Origin of the sequence: Spirosoma sordidisoli (assembly GCF_004138325.1) — a bacterium.
GTDB lineage: Bacteria > Bacteroidota > Bacteroidia > Cytophagales > Spirosomataceae > Spirosoma > Spirosoma sordidisoli.
The window spans coordinates 119,754-139,076 of the sequence record NZ_SBLB01000003.1 but is presented as its reverse complement, the minus strand read 5'-3'; the positions used below and the strand labels follow the sequence as shown (position 1 = coordinate 139,076).

Here is a 19,323-nt window from a genome sequence, read left to right as displayed (position 1 = left end):
CAGCGAGCCGACGCTTAATCGGCTCACTTTTCGGTCAATAAGCGCAGCAGAACCCCGTTGGTCCAGCCGAAGCCATCCTGCGTGGGGTACTCGCCCCCTTTGGCGGTGGCGGTGCTGATGACGTCGTACTTTTCGACCATCTTGCCGGAAGCTTTATAGACCCGCAGGTTCTCGTTGACCCAGCTGGTTTTGATCCGGTTGGCCAGCGGCACCTGTCTGTACTGACGGAGCCCCTGAATGGTAATCCACTGTAAGGGTGCCCAGCCATTGGGCGCGTCCCACTGCTCTCCGGAGCGAACGAGGGTCGTTGTCAGGCCACCCGGCCTGAGGAATGATTTTTCCAGCTGGCGCGCTACACTCACCGCCTGGCTGGCCGTTGCGATCCGTACAAAAAGCGGGTAGACACCAGCCAGGGAATAGACGGTAGCCTGTTTGCGCGCAACGAAGTCATAATCGAAGAAAAACTGGTTTCTGGCACTCCAGCAATAGCGCTGAATCGCATCGCGCCGTTGCTGAGCCAGTTGACGGTAGTTTTTGGCCCGATTTTGATCGCCTTTCAGTGAGTAGCCCTCAGCCAGCAGCCATTCCAGGTTGACCAGTAGCGAATTGAGATCGACCGGAATAAAATCGGTGGTATGGATGGTTCGCAGCCGTTTGCCGTCGCGAAACCAGCGGGTGCTGAAATCCCAGCCCGACTCCGCCCCGGCGCGGATGTGGCGATACAGAGCCTGCGGGTCTTTGGCATTGCGCGCCAGATTGACATCCTCCCGGTACGACTCGGGCCGCGGTGTCTGCCGATCATCGTAGTAGCGATTCAGGTAAACCCCGTCAGCCAGCCGGACAATCCGTCGGTACGCCGGCGACTGGGCCGTCAGCTGGTCCTTGCCATCCATCCAGAAATCGTATTCTTTCTGCAGCTGGGGCAGGTAGCTGACAATAACCCGGCGGCCCTGTACTTCGCTCAGCAGGCTGACCATGAACGAAAAAAACGGGGGTTGCGAGCGCCCCAGAAAATAAGTCCGGTTGCCGTTGGGAATAAAACCGAAGGTATTGATCAGGTAGGCGAAATTATCGACCATGTTGCGGATCTGGGCGTTCTGCCCCGATGCCCGCAGGCCCAGCATGGTAAAGTAACTGTCCCAGTAGTAAATTTCCCCGAAACGCCCGCCCGGCACCACGTACGATTTGGGCAGCGGAATGAGCGACCCGGTCAGGGTACCCGCTTTGGAGCGCGGGCTGGCCGGACGGGTCAGCACCGGCCACAGGTCATTAATATGCTGCTGAGCTGACTGGCCGGTTTTACTGGTATAGCCCGAAGCCGGTTTCGTTGGTACGACGAAATGTTGCAGTACGAACGACTTCAGATCGAAGTCCCGCTGTTGACTGGCCTGATTGTAATTGGCCAGAATCGTAGCCGTCGGAAACCGGGGGATACAGTCGGCAAACGTTTTCGAGTCCGGAAAAACAGCCTTCAGCTGAACCTCCCGGAAGAGCGCCCCAAACTCCTCATCAGGACCGGCCAGCACCGATCCTGATGAGGTTTCTTTTGACAACACCCGCTGCGCCTGGCTATCAGCCAGGCCGGGGAGCAATAATACACTAACAAGAAGGCACTTAAACTCAATTCGCATTACGGGTTGCGGTTTTGATTACGGAAATGAGCTACCCGGCCGGTTCGGGCTCGGTAGCGGCCGGAACGGGATCGGTGACCGGATCGGACACCACCCGACCGATGATTTGCAGGGGCAACCGCACCCAGTCGGGCCGGTGGTTCAGCTCGTGAGTCAGATCAGCAATGGCGGTTTCGAGCAGGTAGGTTTCCAGCAGCATCTGCAGGTCATCGACCCGGGCCGGCACGAACGAGCTCGACTCTACCGTCTGCAGATACGCTTTGAGGAAGAACCCGCTCATGTACTGGGCCCATACATCGGCAAACGGCAGCAGCCGGGGAGCCTCCTCGCGGGTCAGCTGATCGCTCTGCAGGAAGCCTTCGTAGGTAACGTAATAGAGCGAGCGAATCAGCGAGGCCACGTCGCGCAGGGGCGAGCGCTTCAGCCTGCGTTCGCTGTAGCTGCGGGCCGGATCACCGCCAAAATCCTGAATGGCCACGTCGCGCCCGGTAACCAGAATTTTATCCAGCTGCAGGTTGCCGTGTATCCGGATCTTGTCGATATCCAGCTTCCGGGCATAAATACGGCGGAGGGTAGCCAGCACCTGCTCTTTGGCGGGCAGCCGCTGATCGATCTCCTGCCGGACCGACTCGGGTAACCGTCCCTGCGTCCGTTTAAGCGTCTGGAAACTTTCGCGCACCAGCGTCTGCAAACCCGAGAAGAGCGACCGTTGATAATGCAGGGAGAAGCCCTCGGGCGCAAACTCCTTCTGCTGCTTATCCGACGCCAGGGCCAGGTGCATCTGACCGATCCGTATGCCCAGCAAACGGGCCTGCTCGGCCGCCCGCCGACCCAGCAGCTCTTCGGTTTCGGCGGGCAGGTCGCTGAACGCCACGGGCTGGCTCAGCGTGCCGCGGGGTGCAGCCAGGGCCGCTTCCAGCTGCTCTTTATCCCGCGCCAGAATCCGCTCGATGTAGTTGGTAACCCGGTCCAGGATATAGCTCTTCCCGTCGCCATGCCGGTCTTCCATCCGCTGCATCACGCCCAGCATCACCCGGTTGCCGGCGGGGCCCAGCTCAAGAGCACCGGCATAGGCGGGCACATGCGCAAAATCCGCCTGTTCGGACAGGAAGCGCGTCAGTTCGGTATCGGGGTTGGTGGCCAGATCTACCTTACGGTATAGCTTCAGCTGCCACGATAAGTCGTACGTGATTGACGCGTAGCCCCGCTCTGCCGTGCTCAGCTTCGGCTTGCTGTCCCCGTGTTCCCGAACGTATTCCTGAAGCATCGGGGTGGTCAGGAATACCAGATTATCGGCCGATCCGGTCTGTTCACTCGCTATGTGGCGGAGCAGGGCCAGCTGCACCTCGGCCATGTACAGGCCATCGCACAGTACGCCGGTTTCGGTACCCACCTGCAGGCTGGCCATGACAGCCTGCGGACAGTTGCTGGTCAGCTTATCGGCGGCACCGCTGCCGGCAAAGGCCAGTGTCAGCTGGTACGTTTCGGGCAGTCCACGCTCGTAGGCTACTTCCAGCAATAGAATATAGGCTGATCCTTCTGCCAGGGGCAGGCTGGCCTGCGCGGTGATACTCAAACCGTAGATAGGCGGTTTATCGGCTCCGAACCAGTCGGTTTTGGGCAGATAAGCCGGGAGTATTTCGGTTTCCAGCTGCTCGCGGGTGCGCCCCTGAAGCAGGCCAGGCCAGTTATTGATCCGCATACCCGGCAGCTGCGAGAGGCTCACCGATTCGGCCGCTACTTTGTCGAGAATGAACCACTGGTAGTCATGGGCCGCCAGCGTGAATGCATAGGTTTCGTTGTCGGGAACCGGCGGGAAGGCGTTTTTGCTGAATACCTCAACGGGTACGTAACCACCGAATCCGCTTAACTCCACGGCCGCAGGCTGGGCAAATTTGGAGAGGTTGACGATAACCAGCAGGGTCTGGTCTTCGTAGGTCCGGGTGAAAGCCAGTACTTTGGGGTTCTCGACGGGCAGAAACGTCATATCCCCCCGCCCGAAAGCCTTGTATCGCTTACGCAGGTGGATCATGCGTTTCATGAACCAGAACAGCGACGAGGTATTACGTCGCTGGGTTTCCACATTCACCGACTCGTAGTGATACTCCGGGTCCAGGATGGTGGGCAGGTAAAGCCGGTGGGGATTCGTACCCGAAAAACCAGCGTTCCGGTCGGGCGACCACTGCATGGGTGTCCGCACGCCATCGCGGTCGCCGAGATAGACGTTGTCGCCCATACCGATTTCGTCGCCGTAGTAGATAACGGGCGTGCCTGGCAGGGAGAATAGTAAACTGTTGAGCAGCTCAATTTTCTTCCGGTTGTTCCCCATCAGCGGGGCCAGCCGGTGCCGGATACCCAGGTTAATTTTGGCCCGCGGGTCCTTGGCGTAGGTCTTGTACATGTAGTCGCGCTCCTCATCGGTCACCATCTCCAGCGTCAGTTCGTCGTGGTTGCGCAGGAAGATGGCCCACTGGCAGTTGTCCGGAATAGCCGGCGTCTGATCGAAGATGTCGGTGATTGGATACCGGTCTTCCATCTGCAGCGACATGAACATGCGGGGCATGACCGGGAAGTGGTAGTTCATGTGACACTCGTCGCCATCGCCGAAGTAAGAGGCCGAATCTTCGGGCCACATGTTGGCCTCGGCCAGGAAAACCACGCCCGGAAAATGATCATCGATGTGTTTTCGCAGCTTCTTCAGGAAGTCGTGGGTCTCGGGCAGGTTTTCGCCGTTGGTCCCTTCGCGCTCGAACAGGTACGGCACCGCATCGAGCCGGAACCCATCGACGCCCAGCTCGCACCAATAGTCGATGAGCTTGAAAATCTCGGCCTGTACCTCCGGGCTATCGTAGTTCAGGTCGGGCTGGTGATGAAAGAACCGGTGCCAGTAGTACTGCTGCGCTTCGTGGTCCCAGGTCCAGTTGGAGCTCTCGAAATCCTGAAAAATGATCCGGACATCGCGGTACTGCTCGGGGTTGTCGGTCCAGACGTAATAATCGCGTTCGGGCGAGCCTTTGGGAGCTTTCCGGGCCCGCTGAAACCACGGATGCTGATCGGAGGTGTGGTTGATGACCAGCTCGGTAATAACCTTCAGATTGCGCTGATGGGCTTCGTCGAGCAGGGTTTTGAATTCCTCGATGGTTCCGTACGAGGGGTTGATGGTGTAGTAATCGGCAATGTCGTAGCCGTCGTCGCGTAGGGGCGATGGATAGAACGGCAGCAGCCAGATGGCCGTCACCCCCAGTTCCTGCAGGTAGTCGAGTTTTTCGAGCAGGCCCTGGAAATCACCAATGCCATCGCCATTGCCATCGCGAAATGCTTTTATGTGTAATTCGTAGATAATGGCGTATTTGTACCAATACAGATTTTCGGTTTCTGTTGCTTTACGTTGAGTCATGATCTTGCTGGTTTAGTAGCGCACCTACCCCGGCCAGTTACTCGCCTTGTTTGATAGGATATTATATAAGGAACTGGCTACGGGCTGTTTTGTATGCAGCAGCCGCCCGAAAAGCCCGTTTTGCTATTAGCCGGAACCAACTGGCTACCTCCTTATTCGACCGCTAAGGGCCGGTTTTCGGGCTGCTGCGGGTTGGGTCGGGTGCTGGCTTCGCGCACAAACCCTTCCTTGAGGTGTTCATAAAAAGACACCGGATCGACCAGCGACGCGGCTCCCTGCGCCATAAGCCCGCCCAGCAGCAGCTGAAAAATAGCCGAGTGGCGATCGGTCATTTCAAGCACCAGAATGGCCGCGGTAAACGGCGACCGAACGACCCCGGTCAGAAAGCTTACCATACTGACCAGGATGATGAGGTTATGATCGGCAGGCGATATGCGGGCCAGTCGCCCCAGCGCATCGCCCAGGATGGCCCCGGCACTCAGCGAAGTGGCAAATACGCCCCCGGCTCCTCCGCTGCTGTAGCTGAGCGCCATACCCGCAAACCGCACCGGAAACAAGTACCAGGGGGTCTCGCCCGTATTCTGAAACAGCAGGCGGTTGATAATGGGTTTACCCGTCCCGGCCGCGTCCATGCCTACCCAGAACACCAGTCCGGCCAGCAGCAGCCCGCAACCGGCCACCCAGCCCGCCTGTGCCGGCAGCGTCCTGAACCGCTGGCGGTAGCGGTTGATCCACAGCAGGGTTTTGGCAAAAAGAGCACCCGCCAGCCCACACAACAACGCAATCAGCATCACGATACCCAGCAGCCAGCCCGTAGAGACCGTAACCTTCGGAAAGCCCAGGTACAGATACGGCCCCTGAATAGCCTGCGCCGTCATACCGGCAATGATGACGGCGGTGAAGACGGCGGTTCGAAACCGGGTGATGTGGGTTTGGGTCAGCTCCTCTACTACGAAGACAATACCGCCGAGTGGGGTGTTGAACGCAGCCGCCAGGCCAGCCGCCCCGCCCGTTACCAGCGCAATCTGCCGCGACAGCTGCGGCCAGCCGGCGGGTTGCAGCCGGTTGATTGCCCTGAATATGGCGGCCGATATCTGGATGGTTGGCCCCTCGCGCCCAATGACCCCGCCCCCCAGCAGCAGGGCTACACTGCTGATTACTTTGACCACCGCCACCCGCAGACTCAGCAGATACGCCGTGTAGCCGTGGGTTTTGGGATGGGATAATTCAATGCCGGCCATGACCTGCGGAATACCACTGCCCCGCGCGGCCGGCGCCAGCCAGCGCACCAGTCCCCAGGCTAGTAGGAAAGCTACCGGCGTCAGGACGAATGTCAGGAGCGGGTTAGTATGAAACCAGTGAAAACTAAGCTCTTCTGCCCATTCAAAGGCTTTTTCGTAGCCTACCGCTACCAGCCCGGTCAGCAATGAGGCCACCCAGAACGGCAAACTCTGCAAAATAACCCGTCGTACCGGTCCCGTATAGACCCGACGAATCACGTACTGGTCGATCCAGGCCAAAACCCGGGCATACCGGGATTCTTTGTTGATCATTGATGAACACCATTGATTAGCTAGACAACGACCTGATTTCGATTGTGGTTTACGGCCCGGGCGGTTCTAAGCAGATTGTAAGGTTTTGCCAAATCCCCTACCCGCCCCTTAGGCTTACTCCTGAGCTGGGCATACTGTTTATGAACGCGCTGCCACTTCGACCAGACTATTTCTGCCGCTTTGTCGGTCTGGTACAATGGTTATAAGCGGGGTACGCTGTCCCTGATTAGCCCTCTCTAAGCCAATTCTAAGTATATCCTAAGCTCCTTCTTAGGTTTCGCGTCCATCTTGCCACCATCGAAGACAGCATCCCGCTGCTCAGGAATACTGAATTAACCCTACATGTTATGAAAAACAAGCATCCCCTTTTAGGACCACTGGCCGTTGTCGGTTTGCTGGTTACTATACAGGCGTCGGCTCAGACGCCGGCTCCCGATGCACCGACCCTGATGAATATGGGCCGCTTCGACGAAGCCAAACAGAAACTTCGGCAGGACGCTCAGCAGAATCCGGGCATGCAGACGTACTTTAACGCTGGCTACGGCTATCTGCGCGCCGGCCAGCCCGACTCGGCCCGCATCTGGTTCGAGAAAGGAGTTCCTTCGGACGAGAAGCGGGTACCGCTCAACGAAACGGGTATTGCCATTACCCATCTGGTTCAGAACAACACCACCGAAGCCAGCGCCAAACTGGCCGATGTGGTCAAGAAAAGCAAAGGAAAAAACGCGGACATCCTGTACCGGATCGGCGAAGCCTACACAGGGTATCTCACCCCCGACAGTGGTTCCATCAAGCCTCGTTATCCGCGGGTCGTCAACGCGGCTTCGGCCATCGATTATCTGAACCAGGCTGCCGAGCGGGACAAGAAAAACGCGTCGGTTCAGCTGGCGCTGGGCGATGCGCACTACCTGAATAAAGACGCCGGGACCGCCGTTACCCGCTACGAGAGTGCGCTGGAAATGGGCATGGATGCCTCCCGGGTCTATCAGCGGATTGGCGATATCTACTGGCAGGGTCGAAACCTGAACCTGTCGGTCGAGAACTACAAAAAAGCCATCGAAGCCAATCCCCGCTACGCCCCGGCTTACCGACAGCTGGCCGAACTTTATTACCTCGTCAATCGCTACAAGGAGGCCGCCAACTATACCGATCAGTACATTCGGGTGTCGGGCGATCGGCGGGCCGATATGCTGCTCCGGTCCGCTCAGTTTCATTTCCTGGCCAACAATTTCCAGCAGGCCGTAAACGTCATCGACAGCAACCGGGCTGTGCTGGCCCAGAACCCAATCGTTTACCGCATTGAGGGCTGGGCCTACTCGTCGCTGAAGCAGCCGCAGAAAGCCATTGAAAACATCAGCACCTTTCTCGAAAAAGCGCCCCAGAAGGCTATGCCCGACGATTATAAATACCTGGGACGGGCGTATCTGGCGCAGGAAGGGTTTGCCAATGATTCGCTCAAGGCGCAGAACGACTCAGTCGGTATAGCCTACCTGCTCAAAGCGGCCCCGGCCGATACCAGCGAGAACCTCTACAGCGACGTAGCCAAATACTACTACCGGACCAAGAAGCACCCGCAGGCCGTGGCCGCGCTCGACTCAGCTGCTAAACACGGCTTCAAAGCCGACATGCAGGATCTGTTCCGGTACGGCATGAGCAACTACACCCTCGGGTTTGCCCGCGATAGCCTGGGTAAACTGCAGCGGGATACGCTTCGCTTCGCCAAAGCCGATTCGGCCCTAGCCCTGGCGCAGCAGGGTTCGCCCGATTATTCGCCCACGGTGCTGTACCGGGCCAAGGCTAACTACTACGCCTACACGCCCGAAGAGGCCGTCAGAAATGGCAAAGCCCGCCCTTATTTCGAGCAGTTTATCGGCATGGTTGCTGACAAGGAAGAGGAGCGGAAGCGGTATCAGAAAGATTTGGCACTCGCCTTCAAGTACCTGATATCGTACCACGAACTGGTCACCAAAGACCAAACCGCCCGGGCCGACTGGCTCAAACGCGGACTCACCCTGCTGCCCAATAATACCGACCTGGCCAAAATTGCCACGGCCGATACCGACGACTCAACGGATCAGTAACGAGTCTTTTCCAGACTAGTCTGCCTGCCCACTCCTCATACTCAAACCGGTCTACAGCTACGACGGGTTGCGTATGAGGAGTTTTGCGTGTACAGCCGTGGGCAATTACCCGCATCAGACTCCTATGATACGAGGGTGAAAATATTTGAAAAATACAATTTTTGAAGAGATGGCCTGCGAGTATTTGTCTACTCGCTGTTGCGTTAATCCGGGCGGTAAACCAAGCGATGGAGCCGACGGGCAATTAGCACTATACAGTACTCGCCGTAGGTCAGAATGAACTATGAGGAGTTATTCTTATATTTTTTTAATGTAACACTTCTTTTTATAGTGGTCTCTAAGGGAATTCTAAGTATTTTCTAAGGTCTTCTTTAGTAGTCTTTCCGTATTTGCCACAGTAGAAGCTGTTCAATTTACCCCACAGGTTCAGCGGCTTACACCGGCACCTAACTTTTGTCCAGAATAACTCATCTTATGAATGCATCTTCGGGTATCAGTGTCTTCTTCGTGAGCGCTCTAGTGATTTCACTGGCAGGCTGCTCGGCTCGGTCTGAATCGAGCGAAACAAAAGAGGCAGCGGAAAAACCGGCTTTCCCGGTTATCGAGCTTACTAACCAGGACGCCACCCTCGACAACGACTACGCCAGCAACCTCGAAGCGGTGCAGAACGTGGAGGTACGCGCCCGGGTAGCCGGCTACCTCGATAAGATTCTGGTCGATGAAGGGCAACCCGTTCGGAAAGGGCAACTCATGTTCCAGCTGAACGACGCCGAATACCGCGTGGAAACCGCCCGGGCGCAGGCCAGCCTCGAAAACGCCACCGCCCAGGCCAAAACGGCAGAAGTGGAGATGGAACGGGTAAAGCTGCTGGTCGATAAAAACATCATATCGGCTTCGGAACTGAAGCTGGCCAGGGCCAAACGCGAGTCGGCTCAGGCATCGATCAACGAAGCCAAAGCGGCCTTGGCCAAAGCCCGGCTGCACGTCTCGCTGGCGGGCGTCAGAGCGCCTTTCGATGGGGTCATCAACCGCATTCCGTTTAAGCCGGGTAGCCTGATCGAAGAAGGCGCCCTGCTGACGACCGTATCCGACGTTCGGGAGATCTACGCCTACTTCAACGTCTCCGAGAAAGAATACCTGGCCTTCGTCAAGAAACGGAAAAGCCCCGACAAGACGACCAGCAAGGAAGTCGACCTGCTGTTAGCCGACGACTCGCCCTATTCTCATAAAGGAAAGATAGAAACGACCGAGACCATTTTTGAAGGTAACTCCGGCACCATTGCGTTCCGGGCCCGCTTTCCGAACCCCAACCGGCTGCTGCGCCACGGGGCTACGGGTAAAGTACGTTTGTCGACCGATGTGGATGATGCCCTGCTGGTTCCCCAGAAAGCCGTATTCGAAGTACAGGACAAAAATTTCGTGTACGTGGTTGACGCCAACAACAAGGTAAAGACCCGCAGTTTTATTCCCCGGAGCCGGGTCGATCAGTTTTACATCGTGCAGTCGGGGCTGCGTCCCGGCGAGCGGATCGTCTACGAAGGCATCCAGAACGTTAAGGATGGCCTGACCATTACGCCCCAGACCTTACCCGCCAACGAACTGCGCGCCCTGTACGCGTCGGCCGACTAGTGTTTACAGACCTCCCCCAGTTTGTGCGTCAGGCTTCCCCTCGCGTAACCCGTACATAAACTCAACGCATATGTTCAAAACCTTCATCAAGCGTCCGCTGCTCTCGACCGTCATCTCGGTCGTGATTGTGTTGATGGGTGTACTGGCCCTGACCAGTCTGCCTGTGACCCAGTTTCCGGATATTGTTCCGCCCTCGGTAACGGTAACGGCGAAATACACGGGTGCCAACGCGGAGGTATCTACCAAAGCCGTTGCTACCCCGCTGGAACGGGCCATCAACGGGGTGCCGGGCATGACCTATATGACCTCCATGTCGGGTAACGACGGCACAACCCTCATTCAGGTCTTTTTCAACGTAGGTACCGATCCCGATCTGGCCGCTGTAAACGTACAGACCCGCGTCACTACCGTGCTGGATGAGCTTCCCGAAGAGGTGATCAAAGCGGGGGTGCAGACCGAAAAAGAGGTGAACAGCATGCTGCTTTACCTCAACATCGTCAGCGACGACCCTACCGTCGACGAGAAGTTCATCTACAATTTTGCCGACATCAATATTCTGGCCGAGCTCAAGCGGATCGATGGCGTAGGCTTTGCCGCGATCATGGGGAACCGCGACTATTCGATGCGGGTGTGGCTCAAGCCCGACCGGATGACGGTGTATGACGTCTCGGCCGACGAGGTGATTGCGGCCATCCGGAAGCAGAACGTGGAAGCGGCCCCCGGTAAAGCCGGCGAGAGTGCCGACCGCGACCCTCAGACTTTGCAATACGTGCTGCGCTACACGGGTAAATTTTTCGAGCCCGCCCAGTACGAAAATCTGGTTCTCCGCGCCAATGCCGACGGCTCGCTGCTTCGGCTGAAAGATGTGGCCAGCGTAGAATTCGGCTCCGTCGATTACGGCGTCCTGTCTAAAACCGACGGCCGTCCCTCGGCGGCTATCATGCTCAAGCAGCGCCCGGGGTCCAACGCCCGCGACGTTATTGCCAACGTGAAAGCCCGCATGGCCGAGCTGAAAGAAAGCTCGTTCCCGACGGGCATGACCTATAACTACGCCTACGATGTGTCCCGCTTCCTGGACGCGTCGATCAACGAGGTTATTCATACCCTGGTCGAAGCCTTTATTCTGGTATTTATCATCGTGTTCCTGTTTTTGCAGGATTGGCGGTCAACGCTGATCTGCGCCCTGGCGGTGCCGGTAGCTCTGGTCGGCACGTTTGCCTTCATGAGCATGATCGGGTTTTCGATCAACCTGCTGACCCTGTTTGCGCTGGTGCTGGCCATCGGTATTGTAGTTGACAACGCCATTGTGGTGGTCGAAGCCGTTCATGCCAAGATGACCGAAGAGCATCTGTCGCCCCGGGCGGCTACGTTCGGAGCCATGAGCGACATTGCCGGAGCTATCGTAGCCATTACCCTGGTGATGTCGGCGGTGTTCGTGCCCGTGGCGTTTATGTCGGGGCCGGTCGGTATTTTCTACCGGCAGTTCTCGCTGACGCTGGCCATCGCCATTGTCATTTCGGGGGTTAACGCGCTGACGCTGACGCCCGCCCTCTGTGCGCTGCTGCTGCGGCCGGTTCATGGCCAGCAGAAAGGCCTGCTGGGTCGTTTTTTCGCCCGCTTCAACCGGGGCTACGATGCGTTGTCGAACCGGTACCAGCGCCTGCTGCAGCCGGTCCTGAACCGGGGCGTGATCACCTGGGGACTCCTCTTGCTCTTTATTCTGGGCACCTGGGGAGTTAGTACCATCCTGCCGGGCGGCTTTATTCCGACCGAAGACCAGGGCATGATCTACGTGAACGTCACCACACCCGCCGGCGCCACCGTAGACCGGACCGAGAAAGTGCTGGACGCGATCGAGGAGGTGGTGTCGAAAGAAGAATCGGTCGAAAACGTATCGACCCTGGCCGGATTCAGCCTTATGACCGACGGGGCGGGGGCTTCGTACGGCATGGGGATGATCAACCTCAAACCTTGGGAAGAGCGGTCGGTGACGATGCAGGAACTGATCGAGATCCTGGAAGAAAAAACTGGACACATTCACGATGCCAGTATCCAGTTCTTCCCTCCGCCCACCGTACCGGGGTTTGGTAACTCGAGCGGCTTTGAACTGCGCCTGCTGGACCGGGGCCGTAGTGGCGACCTCCAGAAAACCGCCCAGGTAGCCGACAAATTCATCGAAGCCCTGAAGCAGCGGCCCGAGATCCGGGACGCGTTCACCAGCTTCGACCCGAGTTTCCCGCAGTACCTGTTACAGGTCGACCAGGAAAAAGCCGCTCAAAAAGGGGTGTCTATCGATAACGCCATGGGTACGCTCCAGACGCTGATGGGTAGTTATTACGCGTCTAACTTCATCCGCTTCGGTCAGATGTACAAGGTGATGGTACAGGCCGACCCCAGCTACCGGACCAAGCCCGAAGACGTACTCAACCTGCGGGTCAAGAACGACCAGGGCGAGATGGTACCTTACTCCAACTTTGTCCGGCTTCAGCGGGTTTACGGACCCGAGCAGCTGACCCGGTACAATATGTATACCTCGGCCATGATCAACGGCGACGCAGCGCCGGGCTACAGCAGTGGCGATGCGATTCGGGCCATCGAAGAGGTAGCTGAATCCCAGCTCCCCAAAGGGTTCGGTTTCGAATGGTCGGGTATGACCCGGGAAGAAGTGCTGTCGGGCGATCAGGCCATGTACATCTTCGCCATCTGTCTGGTGTTCGTATACCTGCTGCTGGTGGCCCAGTACGAAAGCATCTTCCTGCCGCTGCCGGTTATCCTCTCACTGCCCACGGGCGTGTTTGGCTCCTTTGCCTTTTTGCAGCTGATGGGGCTTCAGAACAACATCTACGCGCAGGTGGCGCTGGTGATGCTGATCGGTCTGCTCGGCAAAAACGCGATTCTGATTGTGGAGTTCGCCAACCAGCGACAGAAAGAAGGGCTGCCGATCGTGAAGGCGGCAATGGAAGGAGCCGTTTCGCGGCTTCGCCCGATCCTGATGACCTCCTTTGCGTTCATTGCCGGACTGATTCCGCTCTGTATTGCGTCGGGCGCGGGGGCCGTCGGAAACCGGTCCATCGGTACGGCGGCAGCGGGCGGTATGCTGACCGGAACGCTGTTCGGGCTCGTCGTGATCCCGGGTCTGTTTGTCATCTTCGCTAAACTAGCCGAACGCTTTGGCTCGAAAACCCCGGCCGACGGTGATCCCGAGGACACCGACGACCAGCTCCACGAAGCCGACTCTGTTCCTGCTTATTCACAAAACCACACCAATGGTGCCGTCATTCATCCCTAAATCATATTTCCTAAGCGCGGGCCGTTTGGCGACCCTGGTTCTGGTTATCAGTAGCTGTCAGGTAGCCCGGCCGGTACAACCCTCCGTGCCCCATCCCCTGCCGGGTTCCTTTGCCGGCAGTCAGGATACGTCCAGCATTGCCGCCCAGGGCTGGCGCACTTTCTTTGCCGACCCCAGTCTGGTGTCGCTCATCGATACGGCCCTGGCGGGTAACCTCGACCTGCGGATTGCCACCCAGCGGATCGAAGTGGCCCGGGCTGCGTTCGACTACAGCCGAGGCTTTCTGGTTCCTTCGGTCAACGCCGTAGCCTCGGCTGGCGTTGACCGCTTTGGCCGAAACACCCTCAACGGCGTGGGCAACTTCGATACTAACCTGTCCGATAATATCCGCGGGGATCAGGTCATTCCGAACCCAACGCCTGATTTTTTCCTGGGCGCCCGCAGCACCTGGGAGGTCGACATCTGGGGGAAACTCAGGAACCGGCGCAAAGCAGCTTACCTACGCCTGCTGGCCTCGGAAGAAGGACGTCATGCGGTCGTTACGGCGCTGGTATCGGAGATAGCGCGGTATTATTACACCCTGCTGGCCCTCGACGGGGAGCTGGAGATATTACAGAAGAACATCAACTTTCAGCAAAATGCGCTGGAGCTGGTTCGGGTACAGAAACAGGCGGGCCGGGTTACCGAGCTGGGCATTCAGCAGTTTTCGGCTCAGCTCCTCAACACCCGCAGCCGACAGGGCCAGGTGCAGCAGCGGATCGTAGAAGCCGAGAACCAGCTGAACCGCCTGCTGGGTCGTTTTCCGCAACCCATCGCGCGGGGGCAGTCGCTGCGGGGTCGGGAGCTGCCGGGTCAGGTAACATCGGGTATACCCGCGCAGATGCTCACCCGCCGACCCGATATTCGGCAGGCCGAGCTGGAACTACAGGCCGCCAACGTCGATATCGACGTAGCCCGGGCCGAGTTTCTGCCCAGCCTGAACCTGTCTGCCTACGTGGGGCTCAATGCGTTCCGCACGTCGGTGCTGTTCAATCCGGGCTCCATTGCCGCGGGTATCCTGGGTGGACTATCCGCTCCGATCCTGAACCGTCGTTTCCTGAAAGCCAGCTACGGCCAGTCGATAGCCCAGAGCCGCGAACTGCTGTATCGGTATCACCAGACGGTTCAGACCGGGTTCAGCGAGGTGGTTACCAGTCTGCGGGGGGTCGAAAACTACCGCAACGTGGCTGACCTCCAGGCCCAGGAAGTCAACGTGCTGAATCAGGCCGTTACCGTCTCGAACGATCTCTTTGCCGGGGGCTACGCGTCTTACCTGGAGGTGATCACGGCGCAGCGCAGCGTGCTGGAGGCTGAACTGGCGCTGATCAACACCCGGCAGGCGCAGTTTTTGTCCCTGACCGACCTGTATCGATCGTTGGGGGGCGGCTGGGACTAGTTAATCCCTGGCCTGCTCAGCTGACAGACCGCATCGAATCGCCCCGGGGCCGTATTCGATGCGGTTTTTTCGTTTCGTAGCGATTTAGACCACTGGACAATACAGGTTAAGTTCCTGATTTTAGTTAAGTTGCGCATAACTCCTCTCCTGTATGCGGCTTATTTACCTTCTGTTGCTCCTGCCTTACACCCTGCTGGCACAGCAAACCGGCTGGCAGGAGCTTACCATCTCGGATGGGCTCTCGCAGGGCATGATCTTCGATCTGGCCCAGGACCATACCGGGTATATCTGGGTAGCGACCAAAGACGGTCTCAACCGATACGACGGCCATAACTTCCGGGTTTTTACCCACGACCCCTACAATCCGTTCAGCCTCTCCGACAACGCCTGCTCGGCCCTGCTCGTCGACCGGCATAAACGACTGTGGATCGGCACCCTCACCCGCGGGCTGAACCTGTTCGACGATCGGACGCAACGGTTTTACCACATCCGGGTCAGCGACCAACCGGGGCCCAATGCCGGCAATTATGACATTCGCGTCATTACCGAAGACCCCGACGGCAACATCTGGATTGGCACCGATAAGAACAAAATTTTCAAGATTACCCTGCCCCGGGACAAACTGCCCGATCAGGCCGACCTCACCGACCGGGTGCAGATTCAGACGCTTGTTATCAGCACGGCAGCGTCGATGAACACCATTTTCTCGTTCAGCTTTCAGCCCGACGGGCGGGCGTTTCTGGGGGCTGCCTACGGCGTTTACCGATTCGACTGGCGCCATCCGACCCGAACCTACGAGCTGGACTTTACCATGAAAGAGCCGCTCGACTTTCATGCCGTTTATACGGACCCCGAGCGCGACCTTTGGTTTGCCAGCACCCGGGATCGAATCATTGGCTGGCATAAGGGTCAGCAGAAAAGCATTGCGCTGCCCCACAGCAACTACGTTGGTGTGCAGATCCAGCCCATCGACCGCAACACCCTGGCGATTGCCACCCCGGACCACCTCTGGATCATGTCGCCCGCCGAGCTGTTCAGCCAGACCCGACTTTCTCCCGAAACGGCCTTTGTAGCCTTGCCCGCCCACGTTTACTCGATCACCAATCTGCTCCGGGACCGGACCGGCAATATATGGGTCGGCACGAGCGGCTACGGACTGCGACGGTTTAACCCGATTATCCGGCAGTTCAACTCCTACCTGGCCAACCACTCACTCTCCAACCTCTTCGTCGACCGGCAGGGCCGTATTTACGCCCGTCACCAGTTTGCCTATGCCCAGCTTGACCGTCCCTGGAACACGCTGCGGCCGTTTCTCGACGAACGACTGGCTGCGGCCGACAAGCGACAGCGTTTCATGATGCAGGACAGCCGCGGGTTCTTCTGGGTATCGAACGTCAACTTCATGACCCATGAGAATCAGCTGTTCAAGTTCTCGCCCGACTGGAAGCTCCTTAAGAAATTCCCCCTGCCGGCTAAGGTAACCTTCGGCTTTTACGGCAACTACACCGTAGAAGACAAAGTGGGTAACCTCTGGATCGGAGCCGTAGACGGTCGGCTTCTGACGTTCAACACCCGCACGGAATCGTTTGGCGTTTTAGCCTATGATTCGTTACTACCCCGGAGCGGAGCCGTTATCGAGACCTATGCCCTGCGCTTCGACCCGGCGGGAACGCTCTGGATCGGTACCCAGTCAGGTCTGGTTCGCGTTGCACATCCGCTCGATAAACCCGCGTTCTCAATCTATAAAACCATTGCTACCGACCGGCAAAGCCTGAGCCACGACTTTATCACCTGCCTGATCGATGATCCGCAGCAACCCCAACGCTATTTGTGGGTCGGCACGAAAGGCGGGGGTCTGGAGCGACTCGATAAACAAACCGGCCGTTTCACCCACTTTACCGAAGCCCAGGGCTTGCCCAACCGGGTCATTTACGGCCTGCTCTCCGATGCCTCCGGGATGCTGTGGCTGAGTACCAACCGGGGCCTGTCTCAGTTTAATCCCCGCACCGGCACCTTCCGGAACTTCTCCAAAGCCGATGGCCTGCAGGATGATGAGTTCAACACCTGTTCGTTCTATAAAACCCCATCGGGTGAGCTGCTCTTCGGGGGTGTCAACGGACTCAACAGTTTCAGGCCTGAGAACCTGGTTCGCAAAACGGGGCCCGCCCCCCAGGCCCATATCATTGGCCTCAAAGTCAACAATGAAGTGGTTACGGTGGGGGGCGCCGATGGCCTGCTGGCCCAGAGTATCGACTATACCCAGCGGCTTGACCTCTCGCCCACCCAAACCCTGCTGACCCTTGAGTTCGGGCTCATGGATTACAGCCACTCGACCCGAAACCGGTACCGCTACCGGCTGGAGGGCATCGACCGGAACTGGGTAGAAGCCGGCACCGTTCGGTTTGCCAACTACACTCAGCTTCCCTACGGGCAATATACGTTTCAGATGATGGGGTCGGCCGATGGTGAAGTCTGGAGCAGGCCGGTGACGCTGGCCATACACGTTCAGCCGCCTTTTTACCGAACCTGGTGGGCCTATCTGCTGTACATCGGCCTGCTCCTCCTGCTGGGGTGGTTGTTATACCGTTTCCAGCAGCAGCGCTGGCTGCTGCGGCAGCAGGTTCTGTTCGAGCAGAAAGAAGCGGCCCGGCTGGCGGAGCTGGATGCGTTCAAGACCCAGTTTTTCACCAATATTTCGCATGAGTTCCGGACCCCGCTAACCCTGATTCTGGGCCCCATCGAGCAGGCCATTCAGGACTACGCGCACGACGCCCGCTTCCCGCTCGTGCACCGGAACGCCAACCGGTTGCTGAGCCTGATCAACCAGCTTCTGGATATCAGCAAGCTGGACGCCGGTCAGCTCATTCCCCGACCGGAACCCGGCGATCTGGCGTCGTTCCTGCGGTTACTGGCCAGCTCGTACCGCTCGCTGGCCGAAAGCCGGCAAATCCTGTTCAGCTTTGAGCAGAACGAGCCCGAACGGTGGGCGCGCTTCGATGCGGACAAAATAGAGAAGATCGTCACGAACCTGCTCACCAACGCATTTAAGTTCACCCCGGCCGGGCATCAGGTCCGGATGCAGGTGCGTTATCCGGCACCCGGTTTGTCGGGTTCCTGGGAAGTCCGGGTTCAGGACACAGGGATCGGGATCGCCCCGACGCACCTGAAGCATATTTTCGAGCGGTTTTACCAGATTGACGGCAAGATCGGCTGGTCCATTGAAGGAACCGGCATCGGCCTGGCGCTGGTCAGTGAACTGGTTGGCGTACTCGACGGCACCATCGACGTAGACAGCACCGAAGGGGTAGGCACGACCTTTACGGTTAGGCTCCCCCTGGTCAACGCCACCCCGCCCCCGGCCGCTGCGGCAGCCGCTGCCAGCCCCGAACCGACCAACCGGGTGGTCAGCGACCGGAGTGCGGCCCGTAGCGCCCATGTGTTACCCGTCATCCACGATAACCTCCTGCTGATCGTCGACGATAATGCTGATATCAGAACCTATATCCGTAGTATTTTCGAGAACGACTACCAGGTGCTGGAAGCGGCCGATGGGCTGGAAGGCCTGGAATGCGCCACTACCTGCTTGCCCGACATCGTAATCTGCGATCTGATGATGCCCCGGCTCGACGGGCTCAGCTTCTGCAGCACCCTGAAGAGCCAGGATTCGACCAGCCATATCCCCATTGTGATGCTGACCGCCAAAGCAACGCCCGAAGACCGAATCGACGGTTTTCGGCGCGGGGCCGATGAGTACCTGACCAAGCCCTTCAACCGGGCCGAGATCACGGTGCGGGTGCAGAACCTGGTGCAGAACCAGGTTCGGTTGCGCCAGTATCTGACTGGCCAGCGCCAGGTACCCAGTCCGACCCAGGCACCCATGACGGCCCGGGAACTCGACTTCCTGCAGCGGGTTCGGCTCGCGATCAACAGTCAGCTGGCCAACAGCAGCTTCGATGTTGGCCAGCTGAGCACGACCGTTTCCATGAGTCAGCGGCAGCTGGTTCGTAAACTAAAAGCCCTGACCGGCCAGACAGCCGTTGAGTTTGTTCGTAACCAGCGGCTCGATCATGCGGCCGAACTACTGGCTCAGGGTCGCTACAGCGTTTCGGAGGTAGCCTATCAGGTCGGCTTTGAGAGCCTTCCCTATTTTACCAAAGTGTTTCAGGATAAATTTGGCCGTTTGCCATCCTCCTACGTGCCGGCCAGACACTCTGGCGTGTAATGCCGGACTCCTCAAGATTGGCTACGCGGCTTTCTTCCGGGCTTGTCATATGGCTGCCAGCCAGGGCTGTCAGTGTGTCCCGTCGT

At 58.1% G+C, this 19,323-nt stretch carries 8 protein-coding genes; 5 read left to right on the top strand and 3 right to left on the bottom strand.

Annotated elements, in window-relative coordinates; all coding sequences use genetic code 11:
• Positions 1–23 precede the first annotated feature (23 nt).
• From treF to EQG79_RS12380, 3 genes are all read right to left on the bottom strand, one after another.
• Positions 24–1,631, bottom strand: coding sequence for an alpha,alpha-trehalase TreF (gene treF, locus EQG79_RS12390; RefSeq protein WP_129601662.1), 1,608 nt, complete (start codon positions 1,629–1,631; stop codon positions 24–26).
• Between the two features lie 31 nt (positions 1,632–1,662).
• Positions 1,663–5,028, bottom strand: coding sequence for a maltose alpha-D-glucosyltransferase (gene treS, locus EQG79_RS12385; protein ID WP_129601661.1), 3,366 nt, complete (start codon positions 5,026–5,028; stop codon positions 1,663–1,665).
• A 152-nt stretch (positions 5,029–5,180) separates the two neighbouring features.
• On the bottom strand, positions 5,181–6,581 hold the full coding sequence (locus EQG79_RS12380) for a chloride channel protein (RefSeq protein ID WP_077921023.1): 1,401 nt from the start codon (positions 6,579–6,581) through the stop codon (positions 5,181–5,183).
• A gap of 347 nt (positions 6,582–6,928) precedes the next feature.
• Here EQG79_RS12380 and EQG79_RS12375 point away from each other — a divergent pair, with 347 nt between their 5' ends.
• The 5 genes from EQG79_RS12375 (at position 6,929) to EQG79_RS12355 (ending at position 19,237) form a co-directional block, all read left to right on the top strand.
• Positions 6,929–8,662 carry a tetratricopeptide repeat protein gene (locus EQG79_RS12375; RefSeq protein WP_129601660.1) on the top strand — a complete coding sequence of 578 codons (1,734 nt, stop codon included), beginning with the start codon at positions 6,929–6,931 and terminating at the stop codon, positions 8,660–8,662.
• 474 nt (positions 8,663–9,136) lie between these two features.
• Positions 9,137–10,291, top strand: coding sequence for an efflux RND transporter periplasmic adaptor subunit (locus EQG79_RS12370; RefSeq protein WP_129601659.1), 1,155 nt, complete (start codon positions 9,137–9,139; stop codon positions 10,289–10,291).
• Positions 10,292–10,361: 70 nt separating this feature from the next.
• Complete coding sequence (locus EQG79_RS12365) at positions 10,362–13,580, top strand: efflux RND transporter permease subunit (RefSeq protein ID WP_129601658.1); 3,219 nt, start codon at positions 10,362–10,364, stop codon at positions 13,578–13,580.
• Complete coding sequence (locus tag EQG79_RS12360; protein WP_129601657.1) at positions 13,558–15,015, top strand: TolC family protein; 1,458 nt, start codon at positions 13,558–13,560, stop codon at positions 15,013–15,015. Before EQG79_RS12365 ends, EQG79_RS12360 begins: the two co-directional genes overlap by 23 nt.
• Positions 15,016–15,166: 151 nt before the next feature.
• Positions 15,167–19,237: a hybrid sensor histidine kinase/response regulator transcription factor gene (locus EQG79_RS12355; RefSeq protein WP_129601656.1), complete on the top strand. Its 4,071-nt coding sequence runs from the start codon at positions 15,167–15,169 to the stop codon at positions 19,235–19,237.
• Positions 19,238–19,323 lie beyond the last annotated feature (86 nt).

Bases quoted from the DNA above. Each gene is read 5' to 3' on its own strand.
- EQG79_RS12360 (WP_129601657.1), top strand. From the start codon at position 13,558: ATGGTGCCGTCATTCATCCCTAAATCATATTTCCTAAGCGCGGGCCGT.
- EQG79_RS12355 (WP_129601656.1), top strand. From the start codon at position 15,167: ATGCGGCTTATTTACCTTCTGTTGCTCCTGCCTTACACCCTGCTGGCA.
- EQG79_RS12375 (WP_129601660.1), top strand. From the start codon at position 6,929: ATGAAAAACAAGCATCCCCTTTTAGGACCACTGGCCGTTGTCGGTTTG.
- treS (WP_129601661.1), bottom strand. From the start codon at position 5,028: ATGACTCAACGTAAAGCAACAGAAACCGAAAATCTGTATTGGTACAAA.
- EQG79_RS12365 (WP_129601658.1), top strand. From the start codon at position 10,362: ATGTTCAAAACCTTCATCAAGCGTCCGCTGCTCTCGACCGTCATCTCG.
- EQG79_RS12370 (WP_129601659.1), top strand. From the start codon at position 9,137: ATGAATGCATCTTCGGGTATCAGTGTCTTCTTCGTGAGCGCTCTAGTG.
- EQG79_RS12380 (WP_077921023.1), bottom strand. From the start codon at position 6,581: ATGATCAACAAAGAATCCCGGTATGCCCGGGTTTTGGCCTGGATCGAC.
- treF (WP_129601662.1), bottom strand. From the start codon at position 1,631: ATGCGAATTGAGTTTAAGTGCCTTCTTGTTAGTGTATTATTGCTCCCC.